Origin of the sequence: Parasphingopyxis sp. (assembly GCF_028279465.1) — a bacterium.
In the GTDB taxonomy this organism is placed as follows: domain Bacteria; phylum Pseudomonadota; class Alphaproteobacteria; order Sphingomonadales; family Sphingomonadaceae; genus Parasphingopyxis.
Map to the genome: position 1 here is coordinate 36281 of NZ_JANQNS010000001.1, position 20756 is coordinate 57036.

Below are 20756 nucleotides of genomic sequence, written 5' to 3' on the forward strand. Positions count from 1 at the left end.
GTGGAACCCCGAAAGTCACAGCGGGCAACGAGGGCGTTCCATGTCAACCGGTGTCAACCAAATCATGAAGCGGTGCGAACAGGAGAAGATGTGTCATGAGCGATTTTGAACTGGTAACCGACGGATTGCGATTCCCCGAAGGCCCGGTGGCGATGGACGATGGCAGCATCGTGCTCGTCGAGATCGCCGAGGGGCGGATCACGCGGGTGCAGCCCGACGGCACGAAAGAAACGGTCGCCGAGCCCGGCGGCGGGCCGAACGGCGCGGCGATCGGCCCGGACGGTAAGCTCTATGTCTGCAACAATGGGGGCTTCGAATATATCGAAAGCGACGGCATGCTCGCGCCACATGGCATCGCGAACGACTATTCGGGCGGGCGGATCGAGCGCGTCGACCTCGAAACAGGCGCAATCGAAACGCTCTACAAGTCCGGCGATTTCGATTGCGTGCTGCGAGGCCCGAACGACATCGTGTTCGATGCGCATGGCGGCTTCTGGTTCACCGATCATGGCAAGGTGAACTACGAAACCCGCTGCCACGACATTGTCGGCATCTTCTATGCCAAGGCTGATGGCAGCCATCTCGAAGAGGTGATCTTCCCATCCAACAATCCGAACGGCGTCGGGCTCTCGCCGGATGGCAAGACGCTCTACGCGGCCGAAACCTATACCTGCCGGTTGATGAGCTTCAACATCACCGAGCCGGGCAAAGTCGCACCCGATGCCGGCCCGGGCGGGCCCGGCATCCCTCTTTATCGCCCGGCCGGCTATAAATTCTTCGACAGTATGGCCGTCGATGGCGACGGCAATATCTGCATCGCGACGATCGGCGAATGCGGCATTTCGGTCGTCGCTCCCGATGGGTCGTTGGTCGAATTCGTCGCGACCGACGATATCTTTACGACCAATGTCTGTTTTGGCGGGCCGGACATGCGGACGGCCTGGCTGACGCTATCGGGGACGGGTCGGCTGGTGAAGATGGAATGGCCGCGCCCGGGCCTGAGGCTGGAGCATAACGCCTGATAACAGGCAGACCGGTCTGGGGAGAGAATGATGAAATTGCAGGGAGTTACGAGCGTCACTTTACTCGCGCTTGCAGCCGCGTTGCCGGCGCAGGCGCAGAATGTGGCCGTCATGGATGCGGCGACGGCGCAGGCCGTGTTGAACGGATGCGTCGCGCATGCCGAAGCGAATGGCCAGAGCCAAGGCATCGTGGTCGTCGATGCAGGCGGGCATATCATGGCCGCGCTGCGCATGGACGGAAACGGGCCGGGTACCGTCGCCTTTGCCGAGGAGAAGGCCTATGCGGCGGCGACTTGGGGTTTCTCGACCGCTGGCATGGAGGAAGGCGCGCGCAATACACCGGGCTTCGCGGACGCGCCGGGCGTGGTGACGGTGGGCGGCGGCGTGCCGATTTACGATGCGGCCGGCCAGCATAGGCTCGGCGCGATCGGCGTCTCCGGCGAACCGCCCGAAGACGATATCACCTGCGCCGAAGCCGGGATCGCCGCGGCCGGGTTGCAGCCGCGCCGTATCCGGCAATAACCGGGTCGCGCAATTCGCCGCATCGCTGCGCTAATCGTTTGACCGCCGCGATTCATCGCCTCTAAGGACCGCGCAGATTTTCTGCGAGGCATGCGATGAACAAGACGGCGGTCATCTGGGATTTCGGCGGCGTGATCACCTCCTCGCCCTTCGACGCATTCAACCGGATGGAAGAAGAGCGCGGTATCCCGGTGAACAGTGTCCGCCGGATCAACGCGGCCGACCCCGACAACAACGCCTGGGCCAAGTTCGAACGGTCGGAGATCAATGCCACGCAGTTCGACGAACTGTTCGCCGCCGAAGCGCGCGCAGTTGGCGTCGACCTGCGCGGCAGCGATGTGCTCGCCTGCCTGTCCGGCGATATCCGCCCGCGCATGGTGGCCGCGCTCGATACGCTGAAGTCGCGGGGTTACAAGCTCGGCTGCATCACCAATAATGTGCCGGCGGGGAAGGGCGCGGGCATGGCGGGGAGCGAGAAGAAGGCCGCTGCCATCGCCGATATCATGACGCGCTTCGATCATATCCTGGAAAGCTCGAAGGTCGGCGTGCGCAAACCTGATCCGCGCATTTACGAGATGATGTGCGAGGCACTGTCCGTCGATCCGGCGGCGTGCGTCTATCTCGACGATCTCGGGATCAACTGTAAGCCCGCCGCCGCGCTCGGCATGGCGGCGATCAAGGTGACGGGCGAAGACCAAGCCCTCGCTGACCTGACTGCCGCGCTGGAACTGGACGAGGGCCTGTTGTGAGCGCCTGGCGGGCGGTCGCTGCCTGGGCAGCCATCGCCCTTTTGGTGCTGGGCAGTCCGGCACGGGCGGACGACGGGCATCTGCTGATCGTCGGTGGCGGCCTCTCCTTCGATAACGAGGACGTGTACCGTGCGCTGATCGACAACCGGCCTGCGGACAGCCCCGGCATCGCGATTATCGCCGCCGCTTCGACCTATGCCGCGAGCAGCGCGTCCACCTTCGCTGGCGAGCTCATGCATTATGGCGTCGCGCCCGAAGACATCGCAATCGTCCGGCTGGCGGTCGTCGATGACCCGGATACGCCCGATATCGATGAAAGCGGCTGGGCGACCAATGCGGCCGATCCCGAAGAGATTGCCAAAATCGAAAATGCCGGGGCGATCTGGCTGGCCGGTGGCGATCAGGCGCGGCTGAACCGCGCGCTTGTCGAACCGGGCGGCGGCGATACGCCGATGCTGGCCGCCATCCGTGCGCGGCTGGACGACGGCGCGATTGTCGGCGGAACCAGCGCCGGGGCGGCGGCGATGAGCAGCCCGATGATCGCCCGGGGCGATGCATTCGGCGCGTTGTTCGGCGATATCGGCGACGCGGTGTCCGACGATGACGAGAATCTTGCCATGATCCCGGGGCTGCGCCTGTTCTCGCCCTTCATCCTCGACCAGCATTTCGGCGAGCGGGGCAGGATGGGCAGGCTCGTACGCGCCGTCATGACCCAACCCGGCCCGGCGCGCATCGGTATCGGCATCGACGAGGATACGGCCCTGCTCGTCGATCTGGCGGAGAACGACGCGCAGGTGATCGGCATAGGCGCGGTCACGATGATTGACGGGCGCGGGGCGCGTGTCAGCGGCGGCACGATCTCGGCTATCGGGCTTTCGCGGCTCCATGAAGGCGATCGACTGAACCTCACCGACCTCGCCATTACATCCGCGCCCTCTCGCAGTGCTGTCGAACGTGGTCAGGCAGTGTTCGGCGGCCTCTGGCCGAGTGTTGAATTGGTGCGGGCGCTCGAAACCGAAAGACGCACGATCGACATCTCCGAGTTTCGTCCACGCAATGCCGCCCGTTTCGAAATTCGGATCGTCGAGGGCAAGCGCACCGCGCGTTTCATCTTCGCCGCCGATGGCGATACGCGCGCCTGGCGGAGCGCGTCCGACGATGGCTGGAACGGCACACTGACCGGCGCACGCCTGTCGCTCGAAAGCGAAGACGCGACGCCCTGACGCATACTCGCTAGTGCATCATAAAGACCGGTACGGGCGAGCGCTTGATGAAGTGCCGCGAGACGCCGCCGAACAGAGTCTGGCGGATGCGGCTGTGTCCATAAGCGCCCATCACCATATAGTCGGCTTCGCGGTCGAGCAGCAGGTCGTGCATGGCGTCCGCGACCTTGTCGCGGCGGTCGCGCAGCACAAGCTCGGTCGTGATGCCGTGGCGTGACAGATAGGCGCAGGCGGCGGCGGCCGGAAAATCCTTCGGGTCCTCGCCGATCGTCACGACTTCTACCGTGCTCGCCACCTGCAGCATCGGGATTGCGGCCCGCATCGCGTTGGCGGCCGGCGCTGAGCCGTTCCAGGCGACGATTGCCTTGCCCGCGCAATCGAGCGCCTTGCTTGTCTGCGGCACGGCAAGGATCGGGCATTCGGCTTCCATAACGAGATAGGTGACACTGGAGGCGAGATCGTCATCATTGTCGCCGGCCGGTTCGCTGAGCACGGCGACATCGGCGATGCGGGACTGGGCGACCAGCACATCCTCGGGCGCGCCCTCCGCCGAGACGAAATCCCAAGGCACGTCCTCGTTGCGCATTTCCTCGGTAAGCATCGCCTTTTTGTCATTGGCTTCGGCGAGCGCCGCTTCGCGTTGTTCGGCGACATAATAGGAGCCGCCGAACGGATCGAGCGCGACATAGTCGCTCACCGGTATGCCGTGCAGAAAAGTGATATGGCCGTTGGACGCGCGGCCGAGATCAAGCGCCGCCTGCAGGCGCGACTCAAAACCATCCTGGTCGTTCACGGGCAGCAAAATGGATCGCATGGTGATTCTCCAAAGTCAGAATGAAAGCATATTACGATCCTAACCGTTTGCCGCATGGACGCATTGATCAAGGTCAAACGAGTGGCGTCCGAGGGGACAGTTGCAGGATTTGCCGCCGGGCTGACGGTTACGGCAATTGACCCGACTCACGGCGCCCGCCTAATGGGCGAAACGCTTTCACGCCCAGCGGAGACCTTCATGCAGAAAATCTATCTCGATGCCGCCGCCGCGCTCGACGGGCTGCTGTTCGACGGCATGCATATTTGCGCGGGCGGGTTCGGCCTGTGCGGCATTCCCGAACGGCTGATCGACGCGATCCGCGATGCGGGGACCAAGGATCTGACCATCGCCTCGAACAATGCGGGCATCGACGGGGAGGGGCTCGGCAAGCTGCTACGGACGAAGCAGGTCAAGAAGATGATTTCGTCGTACGTTGGCGAAAACAAGGAGTTCGAACGGCAGTTCCTCGCCGAGGAGCTGGAGGTCGAATTCTGCCCGCAGGGCACGCTCGCCGAGCGATGCCGCGCGGGCGGCGCGGGCATCCCCGGCTTCTATACGAAAACCGGCGTCGGGACGGTCGTTGCCGAGGGCAAGGAGGTGAAGCAGTTCGACGGAGAAGATTACATCCTCGAACGCGGCATCTTCGCCGACCTGTGTATCATCAAGGGCTGGAAAGCCGACAAGAGCGGCAATCTCGTCTTCCGCAAGACGGCGCGCAACTTCAACCAGCCGATGGCGACGGCGGGCAAGATTTGCGTCGCCGAAGTCGAGGAAATCGTCGAGATCGGCGAACTCGATCCGGACTGCATCCACCTGCCGGGTATATACGTCAAGCGCCTGATCGACGGATCGCCCTATGACAAGAAGATCGAGTTCGAGACCACTCGCGACAGGGAGGCAGCGTGATTCGGGCAACGGCCGGCTGTCTGGCTGCGCTCGCGCTTGCCGCTTGCGCGACGACGCCTGTTGCGGAACCGCAAATGGCGTCTGACGATGCGCCGGATACCATGCAGTGGCTCTATGGTTCGGGCGAAGCGGCCGGGGTTTCGATCCAAGCGTGGCGTGCGCTGGTCGACTACGCCGTAGCCCGGTCGCGCGAGCGCCGAATTCCGCAGTCGGTGGCGATGGGTATTGGCGGCGAAGTGGCAGAGCCGCAAAGTTGTGCAATTGGCGATAGCTGGAAACCGCTCGCTGTAGTGTTCGACGTCGACGAGACCGTTATCCTGAACCTTGGCTATGAATATTTTCTCGCCCAAGGCGAAAGCTTTTCGCCAGAGACGTGGCGGCTCTGGGAAGAAACCGGCGCGGGCCATGTCCAGCCCGTTCCCGGCGCCGTCGCCGGTCTGCGTCGCTTGCGGGAGGCGGGCATCACCCCGGTCTTCAACACCAATCGCCAATTCAGCCCCCAGGGCGCGGCGCGCGCGATTGCGAACGCCGGGCTCGGTGAAGCGATCCATCGAGACACATTGTTCCTGCGCGGCGACGACGGCGTCGATAGCAGTGACAAGGACGGACGGCGCGCCCTGATCGCCGAACGCTATTGCGTCATCGCGCTTGCCGGAGACAATCTCGGTGACTTTGCTGATGTCTTCAACGACGATGAACTCCCGGGGGCCGAGCGCCGCGAACTGGCAGTTCAAGGAGATCTGGCACAGCTTTGGGGCAATGGCTGGTTCGTTCTTCCCAATCCGGTTTATGGCGATTCGCTTCAGGGCACGGTGGATGAGGTGTTTCCCGAAGGCACGCGTTGGTCACCTGATACCGCGCCTGCAATCATGAACGAAGGCAATTGATATGACCGAAGCACAGGCCAGCACAGGCTGGGACCGCAATCAGATGGCCGCACGGGCGGCGCAGGAGCTGGAAGACGGCTATTATGTCAATCTCGGCATCGGCATCCCCACGCTCGTCGCCAACCATATCCCGGACGGGGTCGAGGTTACGCTCCAGTCTGAGAATGGCATGCTCGGTATCGGACCGTTCCCCTATCCCGACGAGGTGGACGCCGACCTCATCAATGCCGGCAAGCAGACGATCAGCGCCTTGCCGTCTTCGAGCTATTTTGGCTCGTCGGATAGTTTCGCGATGATCCGCGGCGGGCATATCGATCTCACCGTGCTTGGTGCGATGGAGGTTGCGGAAAATGGCGATATCGCCAACTGGATGATCCCGGGCAAGATGATCAAGGGCATGGGCGGGGCGATGGACCTTGTCGCGGGCGTCAAGAAGATCATCGTCGTGATGGATCACAATTCGAAAGCCGGCGATCCGAAATTCATTCCCGAATGCACGCTGCCGCTGACCGGCACCAATGTTGTCGACATGATCATCACCAATCTCGGCGTCTTCCACCGCCCCGATCATGACAGCCCGTTCGAGCTTATCGAACTGGCGCCGGACGTGACGGTCGAGGAAGTCGGCGAGAAGACGACGGCGCATTATGTCGAGCCTGTCGGGTAGGCCGCCTGACGCTCTCGCTCAAGCAGGACAATTTCATGATCAAACTCCACCATCTCCGCTTTTCGCGCTCGACGCGTATCATCTGGCTGCTCGAAGAGCTTGGCCTGCAATATGAGATGGAGGAGCATCACCGGCATCCGGAAACCAACCGCTCGCAGGAGGATCTGTTCGCCGTCCATCCACTCGGCAAGGCGCCTACCGTGGAGATTGACGGGCATGTCATGGTCGAATCCGGCGCGATCATCGAATATATCATCGAAACGCGCGGGGAGGGCGAGCTTGCGCCGACTTCGAACGCCGATCGCGCGCCCTACCTCGAATGGCTGCAATTCGCCGAAGGGACGCTCGCCATGCCGATCCTGCTGACGTTGCTCGGGCCACGCTTCGGCGGGCTGGGCGATATTCTCGGCGGGTTCGTCGGCGGCGAGGTGACCAAGCTGCTCGACTATATCGACGCGCATCTGGAGGGCCGCGAATTTCTCGTTGGCGACACGCTGACCGGGGCCGACATCAATCTCGAATATCTGCTCGAACTGTCCAACCTCGTCGGCCTGCTCGACGAGCGGCCGAACGCCAAGGCCTATCTCGAGCGGCTGATGAACCGCGACGCGTATAAGAAAGCGATCGAAATCGGCGGACCGCTGGTCGATCTGCCGGGTTGATGTCGCGGCCCTAGCGGCTGCGGCCGCGCGCGGTGACCGGCCAGATATCGATCACGGTATCGCCGTCAACGACATGATAGGCGTCGTGCAGATTCACGGTCGGGTCGCAATGCGGCACCTGCAGCGTCACCATGGACCCGTGTTCGAACGCATGATTTGCGGCCAGCAAGCCGCCATGCTCGTCGCCCATGAAGATAAAGCCCGTGCCTTCGGGCGCGCCGTCCATCACGACGGGCGTGCCGCCATCGGTCGATAGCGCCTTGAAGCCTGCATCGACGGTCGCCATCCCCGACGTGTTGCAGCTGACGATCCGCGCGTCGACGAGCAAAGCGGGTTCGAAATTCTCTGCGTCGTCAAAGAGTTGGCAGGCGCCATATTCATTGTCCATGAAGACATAGGAGCCGACCTGCAGCTCGTTCAGCACGCCGAGCTCGGCATCGATCTCATGCGTTCCCGTCCCGCCGCCGCTGACGATCTCGGGCGCAAAACCCGCATCGGTCAGCTGCTCCAAGATGCTGCGCAGATACTCGGTACGCTCGATGATCGCGGCGCGGCGTTCCTCATAGGACTGGATGTGCTGCTGGAGTCCGCAATAGAATTGGACGCCGCGAAAGCGCAGCGACGAATGTTTGGCGATCTCCCGCGCCAGATCGACGGTCGCTTCGGGCGAGGCGACGCCGGTGCGATGAATGCCGGGATCGATATCGATGAGCAGATCGAGCGGTGCTTCTGCGTCGAATGCGGCTGCTAGCGCTCGGACATTATCGGGATGATCGACGACGACCATTAGCGCGTCGGCTTCCCGATGCAGTTTGGCGAGCCGCGCGATTGCGGGCGCAGACACGACCGGCGAAGTGATCAGAATGCTCGGAACGGATCCTGCCGCCGCCAGCGCCTCGGCCTCGCCGAGCTTGGCGCAGCAGATACCGCGTGCGCCTGCGGCGATCTGAAGTTGCGCGATATCGATGCTCTTGTGTGTCTTCGCGTGCGGACGGAGGGCGAGGCCCTTGTCGGCCGCAAAGGCCGCCATGCGGGCGATGTTGCGCTGCATCGCCGCCTTGTCGACGACAAGCGCCGGGGTGTTCAGCGATTTGCGGCTCCCTTGCTGGCCGATCAGATCGCTATTTTCGTTTTCGACGGTCATGCGCCTTCGCCGCCCAGCCCGAAAAGCGCGGTGAGATGGTCGTTCGCAAATTTCCCGCCGGGGTCGGCTGCGCGCACTGCGGCCCGGAAATTCTCGAGCTTCGGATAGAGCGCCGCCACATCGTCGCGCATCAGCGTGTGCCGCTTCGCCCAGTGCGGGCGGCCGCCATGCGCGTGAAAGATCGGCTCGGCCTCGGCGAACAGGTCGCGCCATTGCATTTCGGCATATTGGTGCATGGAGATGGAGGCGCAGGGTCCGGCATTGAACGGGCTCATCCAGATATCGTCGCCTGCGACCAATCGATATTCGAACGGAAAGCTTACGGGCAGCTTCTTCTTCCGGATCCAGCCGATCACGTCGTCGAGCGCGGCGAAGCCGTTCTCGCGTGGCAGTTGATGCTCCATCTCCTCGAACCGGACAGTCCGGTCTGACGGAAATATCCGATAGGCCGGTCCGCGGCGTTCGGCCGGCTTAATCGCCTTCATCATCTGGCGCTGCAGCGAGGCGGTGAGCTTGGGCATGCGCCGCACCGTCTTGCAGTATAGCGCAAAAGCTTTTTCATCCATATCCGTCTGCTTGTCCGGCACTTCGCAAGGGTCGCAAATGTCCAGCGTCTTGAAGATGACATCGTCGGAATAGGGGAAGATCCAGAATTCGGCGTGACGATGGCGCGCCGCGAGTTTGTCCCACCGTTCGGCGATGGCGTCCAGATGTACGACGCGAATGGTCTCGGCCAGATAATAGGCCGGGACGAGATCAATCCGGACCGCGAGGGCGATGCCGAGCAGGCCGAGCGATACCCGCTGCGCCTCGAAGAGTTCCGGATTCTGCTCCGTATCGCATTCGATGACGCTGCCATCGGCGAGCATCAGGCGAAAAGCGCTGGCGATCGTCGCCAGGCTGCCCAGCTCCGCGCCCGTGCCGTGCGTGCCGGTCGAAATCGCCCCAGCCAGCGATTGCGGGTTCACGTCACCCTGATTGGGGAGCGAATAGCCGTGCTGCCAAAGCTCCGCGGTCAGCTTGGCGAGGCTCCATCCGGCGGGCGCCCAGGCCGTAGCACCATCGGATGCGATGTCGAGCGCGCCCTCCATCGCATCGAGCCGGACCAGCGCGCCATCCGTCTCGCACAGCGGCATAAAGCTGTGCCCGGCACCGGTGACGCGGACCCGGTCGTTGCTCGCTACGATGCGCGCAAGCTCGTCTTCGTCGCGCGGCTCTGCGATCTCGCTCGGGGTGGTGCGCACGCTGCCGGACCAGTTTTGCCAGCTCGTTTCGCCCATTGCTCCCCCTTTCCAATCGCCGATCGCTCGTGCCCGAAACCTGTGTACATGGAATGATCGTCTCGGTCAGATAGAAAATTGCCATTCGCAGTATTGCTGCTTTTGCGCTATTGCGCCGCCGATGGGAGATCGCTTTCAAATCTATCTGATCAAGCCGACGCGCTATCACGACGATGGCTATCCGCTGCAATGGTGGCGCTCGATCGTGCCGTCCAATTCGCTCGCTTGCATGGCGGGGATCGTCGAGGATGCCCTGGAGCGTGGCGCGCTTGGCGATGTGGAGGCCGATGTCCATACGCTCGACGAGATCCATTCCAAGGTCGATCCCAAGCGCATCGCCCGCGATATCAGGCGCGCGGGCGGCAAAGGCTTTATCGGGCTGGTCGGCGTCCAGTCCAACCAGTTTCCGCGCACAATGGAGATGGCGAAAGAATTTATCGCGGCGGGCCTGCCGGTCTGTATCGGCGGCTTCCACGTCTCGGGTTGCATGTCGATGCTCAAGGAGCTGCCGCCCGAACTGGTCGAAGCGCAGGAAATGGGCATCAGCTTTTTCGGCGGCGAGGCCGAGGATGGGCGGATCGACGAGGTGCTGCAGGATGCGCTCGCGGGCGAATTGAAGCCGATCTACGATTGGCTAAAGGACACGCCCAATATCGCCGGCGCGCCGATCCCGTTTCTCCCGCGCGAGCAGGTCGAGCATAACACGAACGGCTTTTCGAGCTTCGATCTCGGGCGCGGCTGCCCGTTCGAATGTTCCTTTTGCACGATCATCAATGTGCAGGGCCGCAAAAGCCGATTCCGCACGGCGGACGATCTCGAAAAGATCATCCGCGTCAATGCCGCCGAGGGCATCACGCGCTTCGTGCTCACGGACGATAATTTTGCGCGCAACAAGAATTGGGAGAGCTTCGCCGACCGGCTGATCCAGCTGCGCGAAGAGGGCTTCCCGATCAAGCTCGTCATCCAGGTCGATACGCTCGCCCATCGCATCCCGAACTTCATCGAGAAATGTGTGAAGATGGGCGTGAACGAGATTTTCGTCGGCCTCGAAAATATCAATGCCGACAATCTGGAGGCCGCGAAAAAGCGCCAGAACCGGGTCGAGGAATATCGCGAGATGTTCCTGATGTGGAAGCAGCATCCGGTCTATATCATCTGCGGCTATATCATCGGCTTCCCGAACGACAGCTATGAGAGCATTCAGCAGGATATCGCGACGCTGAAGCGCGAGCTGCCGATCGACTCCATCTATCTCAACTATTTAACCCCGCTTCCTGGCAGCGAAGATCATAAGCTAATGTATGAGGCGGGCGAGTGGATGGACCCCGATCTCAACAAATATGATCTCAACCACCGCGTGACGCATCACGGCAAGATGTCAGACGAGGAGTGGGAAAGGGCCTATGTCGATGCGCATCGCAGCTTCTACAGCTGGGAGCATATGGAGACGGTGATCCGGCGGATGGCGGCGCTGGGATCGAACCAGAAGAAAATGACCGTCAATCGCCTCACCGCCTATCGTGAGGCGGTGCGGATTACCGGCGTTGCGAAATTTGAATCCGGCTATATGCGCATCTATCGGCGCAAGCAGCGGCGGCCGGGTTTCAGAATCGAAAATCCGCTGATCTTCTATCCCAAATATTTCGCGAAGAATCTCTATATCACCATCGCCGTGGCCAAGACCTATTTCCGGCTGCGGCGGATGATGAAGCGGATCATCACCGATCCCGCGCGCTTCGACTACACGGACGATGCGATCACCAATGATAAGCGCGAGGTCGATGTCCTGCTCACCGATACGCGCGCATCGGAAAATGCCGAAATCCGCCGCCAGCACCGCGAAGAGCTGAAGGAAAGCGCGGCCGCCTGACCGCGCCGCCCGCTAGAAGCTGACGAACGCGCCGATCATGAACTGTTCGGGGTCATAGGCGCCGCTGGTTTCGCGGTGCCGATATTCGGCGCGGATGCCGACATCGGTGCCGATCATGTAACGCGCGCCGAGGCCGTAAATGATCCCGTCCATCGAATCGTCGCGTTCGAACTGCGTGCCCGTCGCGACATCGGTGACGGTGACATCGACCTGCTCGCCGCCATAACCGGCAATGCCATAGGCTGCGAGGCCGGGCAGCGGAGCCAGGCCGAGGCGGGCAGTCGCGCTCCAGTTGAAACGTGCCTGCGTCGTCACTTCACGGTCGGTCGTGCCATCGCGCACCAGCGCTGTCGTTTCTCCTGTCGAATCGCCGATCGTCGCTTCGACGGCCATATAGCCGAGCGGGAAGGCGGGCAGCTCCACCCCGATAAAGGCACCATAGTCGACGCCATTGCTCTCGTCGCTGGCGACGATCGTTCCGGTTTCGCCGAACCGGCTGGCGCTGCGTTCGCCCGTGCCGACTTCGAGGCCCATATAGATATCCGGTACGAAGGGGATGCTCTGCGCCTGTGCGGGGATGGCGCCCAGCGGCACGGCGGTGAGGGCGATGACTGATGCTATTTTTCTCATAATGCGATCCTACTCGATACTATCTGTGCCCCACGTGCTTCGCTTTCGGCCGGAAAAACGGCGAAAGACAGGGAAACGGCGCGCTTTCGCGACGAACCGAATCAGCTTTGCGCCGGACCGAATCCGTTTGCCGTGCGACGCGGCAAAGAAATCCTTCTTTTGCAGCCTCGCGAAATCGCGTTAGGGATGCGCGCATGACTCGGCCCCGCACGCTGTACGAGAAGATCTGGGATGCGCATGTCGTCGAACGGCGCGACGACGGGACGTGCATCGTCTTTATCGACCGCCATCTCGTCCATGAGGTAACGAGCCCGCAGGCGTTCGAAGGGCTACGGGCGGCCGGGCGGACAGTGCGCCGACCTGACCTAACCCTGGCAGTGCCCGATCACAACCTGCCGACCACCCCGCGCCGCGACGCCTCTGGCAACCGCATTCCGATCGCCGATCCGATGTCGGCGAAGCAGCTCGAAGCGCTCGAAGCCAATGCGCCCGCCTTCGGTATCCGCTATATCGACGATGCCGCGCCCGAACAGGGCATCGTCCATGTCGTCGGGCCCGAACAGGGCTATACGCTGCCGGGCTGTACGCTCGTATGCGGGGATAGCCATACGGCCGCCCATGGCGCGCTCGGCGCGCTTGCCTTCGGGATCGGCACGAGCGAGGTCGAGCATGTGCTGGCGACGCAGACATTGCTGCTCAAGCAATCCAAAAGGATGGAAATCCGGGTGGAGGGCGATCTCGGCTTCGGCGTTTCGCCCAAGGATGTCGTGCTTGCGATCATCGGCAAGATCGGCGCTGCGGGCGGCACGGGCCATGTCATCGAATATACCGGATCGACGATCCGCGATATGAGCATCGAGGGGCGGCTCACTGTTTCCAATATGTCGATTGAGGCGGGCGCGCGCGCCGGGCTGATCGCACCGGACGAGAAGACGTTCGATTATCTCAAGGGCCGGCCGATGGCGCCGAGCGGCGCGGACTGGGATGCTGCGATGGACTGGTGGCGATCGCTGCCGACGGACGACGGTGCGCACTATGATACGCGCGTCGCGCTCGACGCAGCGGATATCGCGCCGAACGTTACCTGGGGCACAAGCCCCGAGGACGTCGTGCCGATCACGGGCAGTGTGCCCGATCCCGAAAGCTTCGCCGAAGAATCGAAGCGCGCTGCTGCGGCCAAATCGCTCGACTATATGGGCCTGACGCCGGGCCAGCGGATGGAGGACGTCGCGGTCGACAATATCTTTATCGGCAGCTGCACCAACAGCCGGATCGAGGATCTGCGCGCGGCGGCCGAGGTCGCCAAGGGCCGCAGGATAGCCGACGGGATCAAACAGGCGCTCGTTGTGCCGGGTTCGGGGCTCGTAAAAGCGCAGGCCGAAGCGGAGGGCCTCGATCGCATCTTTGTCGAAGCCGGTTTCGAATGGCGCGAGCCCGGCTGTTCCATGTGTCTGGGCATGAACCCGGACAAAGTGCCGTCAGGCCAGCGCTGCGCCTCCACCTCCAACCGTAATTTCGTCGGCCGGCAAGGGCCGGGCGCGCGCACGCATCTGGTGTCCCCCGCGATGGCAGCGGCCGCGGCGGTGACGGGCAAGCTTACCGATATCAGGGAGATGATGGGCTAATGGAGCCGTTCAAACAGGTCGAGGGCCGCGCCTATCCGTTCGGCCGGAAGAATGTCGATACCGACGTCATCATCCCGGCGGAGTTTCTGAAGACGATCAGCCGGGAAGGGCTGGGCGAAGGCGCGTTCAAGGTCGTGCGCGCCGAGGAGGGCAACGTATTTGACGATCCCGAATATACCGGCGCGCCGATCCTGATCGCGGGCGACAATTTCGGCTGTGGATCGAGCCGCGAGCATGCGGCATGGGCGCTCGACGATATGGGCGTGCGCGTCGTTATCGCGCCGAGCTTTTCGGATATCTTCTCAAGTAACGCCTTCAAGAACGGCATCTTGACCGTCGAACTGCCGCAAGAGGCGATCGACCGGCTGATGGAAGTCGCCGCGACCGATCCGATCACCGTCGATCTCGACAATCAGGTCGTGACGACGCCATTCCAGGATCGCCTAGAGTTTCCCATCGATCCCTTCCGCAAATCCTGCCTGCTCGCCGGGCTCGACGAGATCGGCTTGACGCTGGAAAGCAGCGACGCGATCAGCGCCTATGAACAGAAGATCACGGCGGACAAGCCGTGGCTCAAACCGGAGATATCTGCATGAAAGCCTTGCTGTCCTACGAAACCGGCGGCCCCGAAACGCTCAAGATCGGCGAGATCGATACGCCGGAGGTGAAACCGGGTCATGTCCGGGTCGCGGTCAAGGCCTGTGCGATCAACTATCCCGACGTGCTTATCATTATCGACCAGTATCAGTTCAAACCCGAGCGGCCCTTTGCGCCGGGTGGTGAAGTGTCGGGCGTGATCGATGCGGTGGGCGAGGGCGTTACGGATTTCGCCGTCGGAGACCGGGTGCTGGCGATGTGCGGCAATGGCGGTCTGTCCGAATACATCGTCACGCCGGCGACCAGCGCGTTCAAACTGCCCGATGAAGTGAGTTTCGAAGACGGATCGGCGATGATCCTGACCTATGGCACGACGATCCACGCCTTGCAGGATCGTGGTGAACTCAAGGAGGGCGAGAACCTGCTTGTGCTCGGCGCCGCCGGCGGCGTGGGCATGGCGGCCGTCGAGATCGGCAAGGCGATGGGCGCGCGTGTCATCGGCGCCGTGTCGAGCGACGAAAAGGCCCAGGCCGTGCGCGATATCGGCGCGGATGAGACGATCATCTATGATCGCGGCCCGCTCGATCGCGATGCGCAGAAAGCGCTGTCCGCGCAGTTCAAGGAGCTGGCCGGGCCGGAAGGCATGCACGTCATCTACGACGCGGTCGGCGGCGACTATTGCGAGCCCGCGCTACGCTCGATCGCATGGGAAGGGCGCTATCTGGTGATCGGTTTCCCGGCCGGCATTCCGAAGCTGCCGCTGAACCTCACGCTGCTGAAGTCATGCGATGTGCGCGGCGTATTCTGGGGCGCGTTCGCCGCCCGCGATCCGCAGCATAACCGCGACAATATCGCGACTTTGTTCGACTGGTGGAAAGCGGGCAAGATCGCGCCGCGCGTCACCGAAGTCTTTCCGTTCGAAAAGGGCGGGGAGGCGATCGCGAAGATGGGCGCACGCAAGGCGATCGGGAAATTGGTCGTCAAAATCGCCGATTGACCGGAGACCGTTGCACCGCAGCCTTGGCCTTCCTATCTGCGAATCTGTAGTTTTATCGTCGGGGAGAGACGTACATGGCCGATTTCAAGGATCGGAAAAAAGGTTTCGAAAACAAGTTCGCGCATGACCAGGAAATGGAGTTCCGAATTACTGCGCGGCGGAACCGGCTGGTTGGCGAATGGGCGGCGGGCCTGATGGGCCTGACCGCCGAGGAAACCGACGCGTACGCAAAAGCCGTGGTTCAGGCCGATTTTGAGGAATCTGGCGACGATGATGTGGTCCGCAAGGTGGTGGGCGACCTTGTGGCCGCCGGCCATGAAATTGATGATACGTCGGTCCGGACTAAGTTTGAAGAAATGACGGTCGAAGCGCGCCGCCAGCTTATCGAAGCCACAGACTAGCGAGGAGCGACGCTGTATGCCGATGGCCGCCGCCGATATCGAAGCCATGATCCGGGACGCAATTCCCGATGCCCAGATCGAGATCACCGATCTTGCCGGCGATGGCGATCATTATGCGGCCAGAGTCGTGTCCGAAAGTTTCCGGGGGGTATCGCGCGTCAAACAGCATCAGGCGGTCTATGCGGCGCTGAAAGGCCGTATGGGCGGAGAGCTTCACGCCCTCCAGCTCACGACTGCCACACCCGAATAGGAGTATGTGAAACATGTCCGAAGCAAGCCATGCGGCCGCTCAGGCCAGAATCGACGAAACCGTCAAAGGCAATGATGTCGTCTTGTTCATGAAGGGCTCGCCGCTCTTCCCGCAATGCGGCTTTTCTAGCCGCGCTGTAGCGATCCTCGAACATTGCGGCGTGACCTTCGAGAGCGTCGACGTGTTGCAGGACATGGAAGTCCGCCAGGGCATCAAGGAATATTCGGACTGGCCGACCATTCCGCAGCTTTACATCAAAGGCGAATTTGTCGGCGGTTCGGACATCATGATGGAAATGTACGAAGCCGGCGAGCTCCAGTCGCTGATGCAGGAAAAGGGCGTCAAAGCGGCCGCGGCCGAGTAACGCCCTTCGCCTGGGGCATAATCCGCTAGGCCGTTGCGAGCCGTTGCCGGCCGATTGCGCGGACGCCCATGATCTGCAGGATCACGAAGCCGAGCACGCCGGCCGCCTGAGCGAGGATGAGCGCGCGGCCCTCGGACGTGAGCGCCGCATATTCGAGTTCGAACACCACGATGCTCGCGATAATCCAGTCGATATTGAGGAATATCGCCAGCCAGCAGATCAGCACGGGCGGCTGCGCGCGCGTGCCGAGCCAACCCCAGATCAGCGCCGCACCGAGACATATCCAGCCCGCCGCTGTCACGATACCGGTTCCTAGACCGGTATCGGCGGCGATCATCTGCGTTGCGAACACGCAGCCGGCAAAGGTCAACGCGCAAACTATGGCGTCGGCCAGAAATACTTTCTTCGCAAAATCGACAGTCATGTCATCCTCCTGTCTGTTGGATGCCGTGCATCTTCCGCCTGTCGTGGCGCCAAGTCGATTACCTTACGGGTAATGGAATTGCGTCGTCGCCCGTCCTAATCTGCATGCAGACAGAGACGAGGAGCGAGCCAATGGCGACGATGGCGGTGGGACAGCAGATCCGGCAATGGCGGGAACGGCGGCGGTTGAGCCAGATGCAATTGGCGCTGGAAGCCGATATCTCGCCGCGGCATTTGAGCTTCATCGAAACCGGGCGCTCTCAGCCCAGCACCGGCACTATCGACCGGCTCGCCGAGCGGCTCGAGGTGCCCTATCGCGCGCGCAACGGCATGCTGACCGCAGCCGGCTTCGCGCCGCGCCATGGCGAGCGGACGCTCGACGATCCGGCGATGGCGCTCGCGCGCCAGTCCGTTCAGCATATCCTGAAGGGCCATGAGCCCTATCCGGCGATTGCCGTCGACCGGCACTGGAATATCGTCGCGACCAACGATGCGATCAGCTTCTTCACCGAGCAGATCGGTAGTGCGCTGCTCGAGCCGCCGATGAACGCGATCAAACTCGCCCTGCATCCGGACGGGCTCGCCCCGCAGGTCGTCAATATCGATGAATGGCATGCCCATGTTCTCGAACAGCTCGATCAGCAGATCGCCGCGACAGCGGACGAGGGGCTGATCGCGCTGCGCGCGGAAGTCGCCGCTTATCCGCATGAAAGCGACTATGATCCGCCGCCGGCCGATCCCGACCGCATCTGGGTGCCGCTGATCCTCGACACGACGGTCGGGCGGCTGTCCTTTATCGGCACGATCACGATTTTCGGCACGCCGGTCGATATCACGTTGTCGGAGTTGGCGATCGAGGCCTTCTTCCCGGCCGATGAGAAAACGGCGGAAATCCTGCACAAAAACTGGACGCGCTGAGGCGCCGCCGCTCGTATTCCTGATTTTGGGGTATGAGGGGACGGGTTAGTGCGAGACCAGTGAAGCCGACTAACCCGTCCCTCATCGGGGGTATGTGGGTATGGAACGCCCTATACTATGCACCGGCCGTGCCAGTTTTGGCGCAATGGCGGAAATCGGCGGTTTCGATGGTGTGCGGTCCGTTAACCATTTCCCGGACTGTAAGAGATTTCGACAATCGGTCCTCTCGCATCGACTAACCACGACATCTGTCGTTTACACGGTGCGCTGCTGATATTACGAACGCTGTCGTAAGGTTCAGGAGAAACGACATGACATATCCTTCCCAATTGCGCCGCGCGGCGGGTGTTCTGGCCATTGGTGCCGGGCTCGCCGTGGCGATGACCGGGATCAGCGGCTCGGCCGCGGCTCAGCCGGACGCCGATCGCTATCCTACGGCTGAAGAAATCGAAGCGATGGTGCCGAGCGCGGAGGAAATTCGCGCCATGATCCCCAGCGAAGCCGAGATACGCGCGATGATTCCGAGTGAGGCTGCGATCCGGGCGATGGTGCCCAGCGAGGCGGAAATCCGCGCGATGATCCCGGACATCCAATCGGTCGAGCAATGCCATGCGAGCGGGGAGGCCGTGTATAGCGAGGAAAGCACCGATCCGGCGACGGGCCGGGAACGGGTGCGCCTGATGATCTGCCGGGATCGGCTGGTCGAGGATGCGCGCAGCGGCGCGCTTGAGGGGCTGCGCGAGGCACGCGCAGAAGTCGCGGCGGATGCCGATATCCCGGATTCCGTCCGCGTCGACGTTCTTGCTACGCTCGACGACCGTATCGCCAGTCTGAGCCACTAGACGCGCCAAGTCCCCGCGGCGAGGAAAGGTACGGGAGCGCTTTTCCGCCCCTTTTTCGCAGCCGGCCCTTTCGCGACGCGCGCCAACTTGCCACATGGGTGGGCATGGAATTGCCCGAAGACCTGCCGACCGGCCTGACGATGGAGCTGCACCCGCAGGTGCGCCGCGTGCTCGCGCCGAACCCGTCGCCCTTCACCTATACTGGCACGCAGACTTACATCGTCGGCCATGGCGATGTCGCGCTGATCGACCCGGGGCCGAAGGACAAACGCCATATCGACGCCATCCTCGCTGGGACCGAAGGCGAGACGATCCGCTATATCATCTGCACCCACACCCATCGCGATCACAGCCCGGCCGCCGCACCGCTTAAGGACGCGACGGGCGCGGAAATTACCGGTTGCGCTTTTCTCGCGATCGAGGATGGCGGTCCGCGTGCGGACGCGGCATTCGACAAAAGCTATGCGCCCGATCGCGTCCTCGAAGACGGCGACATCCTGTCCGGCGACGGCTGGACCTTGGAAACGGTCGCGACGCCCGGCCACACCTCAAACCATCTCTGCTTTGCGCTGCACGAGGCCGAGGCGATCTTCACCGGTGATCATATCATGGGCTGGTCGACGACCGTGATCGCGCCGCCGGATGGCGACATGAAGGCCTATATGGAAAGCCTCACCAAGCTGCTGGAGCGCGAGGAAACGCTCTATTATCCGGCCCATGGCGAGCCGATCCAGAAGGCGCGCCGCTATACGCGCGGCCTGATGGGCCATCGCAAGCAGCGCGAGGGCCAGATACTGCGCGCCATCGACGAAGGGCTGACCGCGATCCCGGATATGGTGCAGAAAATGTACAAAGGCATCGATCCGCGGTTGCACGGTGCAGCCGGCCGGTCGGTCCTCGCGCATCTGATCGACCTGCGCGACCGGGGTATGGTGAAAGAAAAAGACGAGACATGGTCGAAGACAGCCGCATAGAAATCGATCCACCCGGCGGGCCTAACGAGCCGCCGCCGCGCGAGCCGCCGGTGATCATGATCCGGCAGGGGTCGGGCAAGTGGTTCGCGCTCGGCTGCCTGCTGTCCATTGTCCTGATTATCACCGTCTTCGTTGTCGGCGTTGGTAGCATCACGCGCAGCATCTTTGGCAGCGGGCCCGATCCCGAGACCATTGCCAGCGCCAGCCTAGAGGGCTTGCGCGAGCAAAATGTGCTGATCCCGTTCGAGGCGCGTTTCGTGGCGGTCATCACCTCGACCCAGCGGCGCTTCGGTCTGTCTGCCCGCAAGACGCTGATCATGCCGGGCAATGTCCGCTATGAACTCGATCTCGGCGCGCTCGGCGATGACGATGTGGACTGGGACGCGTCGACCAATACGCTGACCGTCACCATGCCTGACCTCACAATCTCCGACCCGGATATCGATATCGACGGACTCCGCGAATATGACAGCGGCGGCATCCTGATCGCCGTGACTGATGCCGAGGAGGCGCTGGACGCGGCCAACCGCGCCGAGGGGCAGCGCTCGCTGATGCGCCAGGCGCGTGCTGCGCCGACGATGCGGCTCGCGCAGGATGCGGCGCGCCGGGCGGTCGAGAATAATTTCGAGCTACCGCTGCGCGCCGCCGGCATCGACGCGACCGTCCGCGCGCAATTCCGTAACGAGGTCAATCCCAACCAGATGGACCGCTCGCGAGACGTGCTGGGCGAAAGGCGGGAGGGAGAGAATTAGAAAGTAGTGGAACTAGTTCGTCATCCCAGCGAAGGCTGGGATCTCAGGCGGATAGGCAATGCGCCAACAGCCAGAGATCCCAGCCTTCGCTGGGATGACGCCCTGGGGCTGTCGAGCGCACTGTTTGGACGAAAGCTCTTCCAGAATAGGAAAAACGCGGCGACACTCCCACTCAGCTCGATTGCTCAGCCGACCGACTTGTAATTATATTACGCGAATAGGAAATGATCTGCTTCG

The 20756-nt window shown here is 62.4% G+C and carries 24 protein-coding genes; 19 read left to right on the forward strand and 5 right to left on the reverse strand.

The features are described from left to right. Positions 1–95 precede the first annotated feature (95 nt). From Q0974_RS00205 to Q0974_RS00220, 4 genes are all read left to right on the forward strand, one after another. A complete protein-coding gene (locus Q0974_RS00205) occupies positions 96–1022 on the forward strand; it encodes an SMP-30/gluconolactonase/LRE family protein (RefSeq protein ID WP_299321292.1) in 927 nt (308 codons plus the stop codon). Between the two features lie 27 nt (positions 1023–1049). Beyond that, positions 1050–1544, forward strand: coding sequence for a heme-binding protein (locus Q0974_RS00210; RefSeq protein ID WP_299321293.1), 495 nt, complete (start codon positions 1050–1052; stop codon positions 1542–1544). Positions 1545–1639: 95 nt separating this feature from the next. Continuing rightward, positions 1640–2293 (forward strand): HAD-IA family hydrolase, encoded by a 654-nt coding sequence (locus Q0974_RS00215; protein WP_299321294.1) that lies wholly within the window; start codon positions 1640–1642, stop codon positions 2291–2293. Further along, positions 2290–3516 carry a cyanophycinase gene (locus Q0974_RS00220; RefSeq protein WP_299321295.1) on the forward strand — a complete coding sequence of 409 codons (1227 nt, stop codon included), beginning with the start codon at positions 2290–2292 and terminating at the stop codon, positions 3514–3516. The genes Q0974_RS00215 and Q0974_RS00220 overlap by 4 nt, the downstream gene beginning before the upstream one ends. Before the next feature lie 10 nt (positions 3517–3526). On the opposite strand, the gene Q0974_RS00225 is transcribed toward Q0974_RS00220, so the two are convergent. Further along, positions 3527–4330: a universal stress protein gene (locus Q0974_RS00225; protein ID WP_299321296.1), complete on the reverse strand. Its 804-nt coding sequence runs from the start codon at positions 4328–4330 to the stop codon at positions 3527–3529. 198 nt (positions 4331–4528) lie between these two features. On the opposite strand from Q0974_RS00225, the gene Q0974_RS00230 reads away from it, so the two are divergent. Genes Q0974_RS00230 through Q0974_RS00245 form a run of 4 tightly spaced genes read left to right on the forward strand, consistent with a single transcriptional unit; the run spans position 4529 to position 7452 of the window. Continuing rightward, on the forward strand, positions 4529–5236 hold the full coding sequence (locus Q0974_RS00230) for a CoA transferase subunit A (protein ID WP_299321374.1): 708 nt from the start codon (positions 4529–4531) through the stop codon (positions 5234–5236). Then, entirely contained in the window at positions 5233–6123 is an 891-nt protein-coding gene (locus Q0974_RS00235) for an HAD family acid phosphatase (protein ID WP_299321297.1), read from the forward strand. Before Q0974_RS00230 ends, Q0974_RS00235 begins: the two co-directional genes overlap by 4 nt. Position 6124: 1 nt before the next feature. Next, on the forward strand, positions 6125–6790 hold the full coding sequence (locus tag Q0974_RS00240; protein WP_299321298.1) for a 3-oxoacid CoA-transferase subunit B: 666 nt from the start codon (positions 6125–6127) through the stop codon (positions 6788–6790). 35 nt (positions 6791–6825) lie between these two features. Next, entirely contained in the window at positions 6826–7452 is a 627-nt protein-coding gene (locus Q0974_RS00245; RefSeq protein ID WP_299321299.1) for a glutathione S-transferase family protein, read from the forward strand. Positions 7453–7462: 10 nt separating this feature from the next. Here the strand turns inward: Q0974_RS00245 and Q0974_RS00250 are convergent, their stop codons facing one another. Together Q0974_RS00250 and Q0974_RS00255 are read right to left on the reverse strand one after the other, a co-directional pair. Beyond that, complete coding sequence (locus Q0974_RS00250; protein ID WP_299321300.1) at positions 7463–8596, reverse strand: DSD1 family PLP-dependent enzyme; 1134 nt, start codon at positions 8594–8596, stop codon at positions 7463–7465. Beyond that, positions 8593–9876: a D-arabinono-1,4-lactone oxidase gene (locus Q0974_RS00255; protein ID WP_299321301.1), complete on the reverse strand. Its 1284-nt coding sequence runs from the start codon at positions 9874–9876 to the stop codon at positions 8593–8595. The genes Q0974_RS00250 and Q0974_RS00255 overlap by 4 nt, the downstream gene beginning before the upstream one ends. Before the next feature lie 121 nt (positions 9877–9997). On the opposite strand from Q0974_RS00255, the gene Q0974_RS00260 reads away from it, so the two are divergent. Continuing rightward, the gene (locus Q0974_RS00260; protein WP_299321302.1) at positions 9998–11746 is read left to right on the forward strand and encodes a radical SAM protein; all 1749 of its coding nucleotides are present in this window, start codon (positions 9998–10000) and stop codon (positions 11744–11746) included. A gap of 12 nt (positions 11747–11758) precedes the next feature. Here the strand turns inward: Q0974_RS00260 and Q0974_RS00265 are convergent, their stop codons facing one another. Next, positions 11759–12376 (reverse strand): outer membrane beta-barrel protein, encoded by a 618-nt coding sequence (locus tag Q0974_RS00265; protein WP_299321303.1) that lies wholly within the window; start codon positions 12374–12376, stop codon positions 11759–11761. A 194-nt stretch (positions 12377–12570) separates the two neighbouring features. On the opposite strand from Q0974_RS00265, the gene leuC reads away from it, so the two are divergent. The 6 genes from leuC (at position 12571) to grxD (ending at position 16610) form a co-directional block, all read left to right on the forward strand. After that, a complete protein-coding gene (gene leuC, locus Q0974_RS00270) occupies positions 12571–14001 on the forward strand; it encodes a 3-isopropylmalate dehydratase large subunit (RefSeq protein ID WP_299321304.1) in 1431 nt (476 codons plus the stop codon). After that, entirely contained in the window at positions 14001–14597 is a 597-nt protein-coding gene (gene leuD / locus Q0974_RS00275; protein ID WP_299321305.1) for a 3-isopropylmalate dehydratase small subunit, read from the forward strand. The genes leuC and leuD overlap by 1 nt, the downstream gene beginning before the upstream one ends. Further along, positions 14594–15595, forward strand: a complete 1002-nt coding sequence (locus Q0974_RS00280) for an NADPH:quinone oxidoreductase family protein (RefSeq protein ID WP_299321306.1) — start codon at positions 14594–14596, stop codon at positions 15593–15595. The genes leuD and Q0974_RS00280 overlap by 4 nt, the downstream gene beginning before the upstream one ends. Positions 15596–15669: 74 nt before the next feature. Then, on the forward strand, positions 15670–15996 hold the full coding sequence (locus Q0974_RS00285; protein WP_299321307.1) for a DUF1476 domain-containing protein: 327 nt from the start codon (positions 15670–15672) through the stop codon (positions 15994–15996). A 16-nt stretch (positions 15997–16012) separates the two neighbouring features. Then, on the forward strand, positions 16013–16246 hold the full coding sequence (locus Q0974_RS00290) for a BolA family protein (RefSeq protein WP_299321308.1): 234 nt from the start codon (positions 16013–16015) through the stop codon (positions 16244–16246). A 13-nt stretch (positions 16247–16259) separates the two neighbouring features. Beyond that, complete coding sequence (gene grxD / locus Q0974_RS00295) at positions 16260–16610, forward strand: Grx4 family monothiol glutaredoxin (RefSeq protein WP_299321309.1); 351 nt, start codon at positions 16260–16262, stop codon at positions 16608–16610. A 25-nt stretch (positions 16611–16635) separates the two neighbouring features. On the opposite strand, the gene Q0974_RS00300 is transcribed toward grxD, so the two are convergent. Continuing rightward, on the reverse strand, positions 16636–17034 hold the full coding sequence (locus Q0974_RS00300; protein WP_299321310.1) for a hypothetical protein: 399 nt from the start codon (positions 17032–17034) through the stop codon (positions 16636–16638). Positions 17035–17165: 131 nt separating this feature from the next. Between Q0974_RS00300 and Q0974_RS00305 the strand changes: the two genes are divergently transcribed. The 4 genes from Q0974_RS00305 (at position 17166) to Q0974_RS00320 (ending at position 20519) form a co-directional block, all read left to right on the forward strand. After that, positions 17166–17951 carry a helix-turn-helix transcriptional regulator gene (locus Q0974_RS00305; protein WP_299321311.1) on the forward strand — a complete coding sequence of 262 codons (786 nt, stop codon included), beginning with the start codon at positions 17166–17168 and terminating at the stop codon, positions 17949–17951. A gap of 311 nt (positions 17952–18262) precedes the next feature. Beyond that, complete coding sequence (locus Q0974_RS00310) at positions 18263–18793, forward strand: hypothetical protein (protein ID WP_299321312.1); 531 nt, start codon at positions 18263–18265, stop codon at positions 18791–18793. 104 nt (positions 18794–18897) lie between these two features. Further along, complete coding sequence (locus Q0974_RS00315; RefSeq protein ID WP_299321313.1) at positions 18898–19767, forward strand: MBL fold metallo-hydrolase; 870 nt, start codon at positions 18898–18900, stop codon at positions 19765–19767. Beyond that, positions 19746–20519 carry a DUF4230 domain-containing protein gene (locus tag Q0974_RS00320; protein WP_299321314.1) on the forward strand — a complete coding sequence of 258 codons (774 nt, stop codon included), beginning with the start codon at positions 19746–19748 and terminating at the stop codon, positions 20517–20519. The genes Q0974_RS00315 and Q0974_RS00320 overlap by 22 nt, the downstream gene beginning before the upstream one ends. Positions 20520–20756 lie beyond the last annotated feature (237 nt).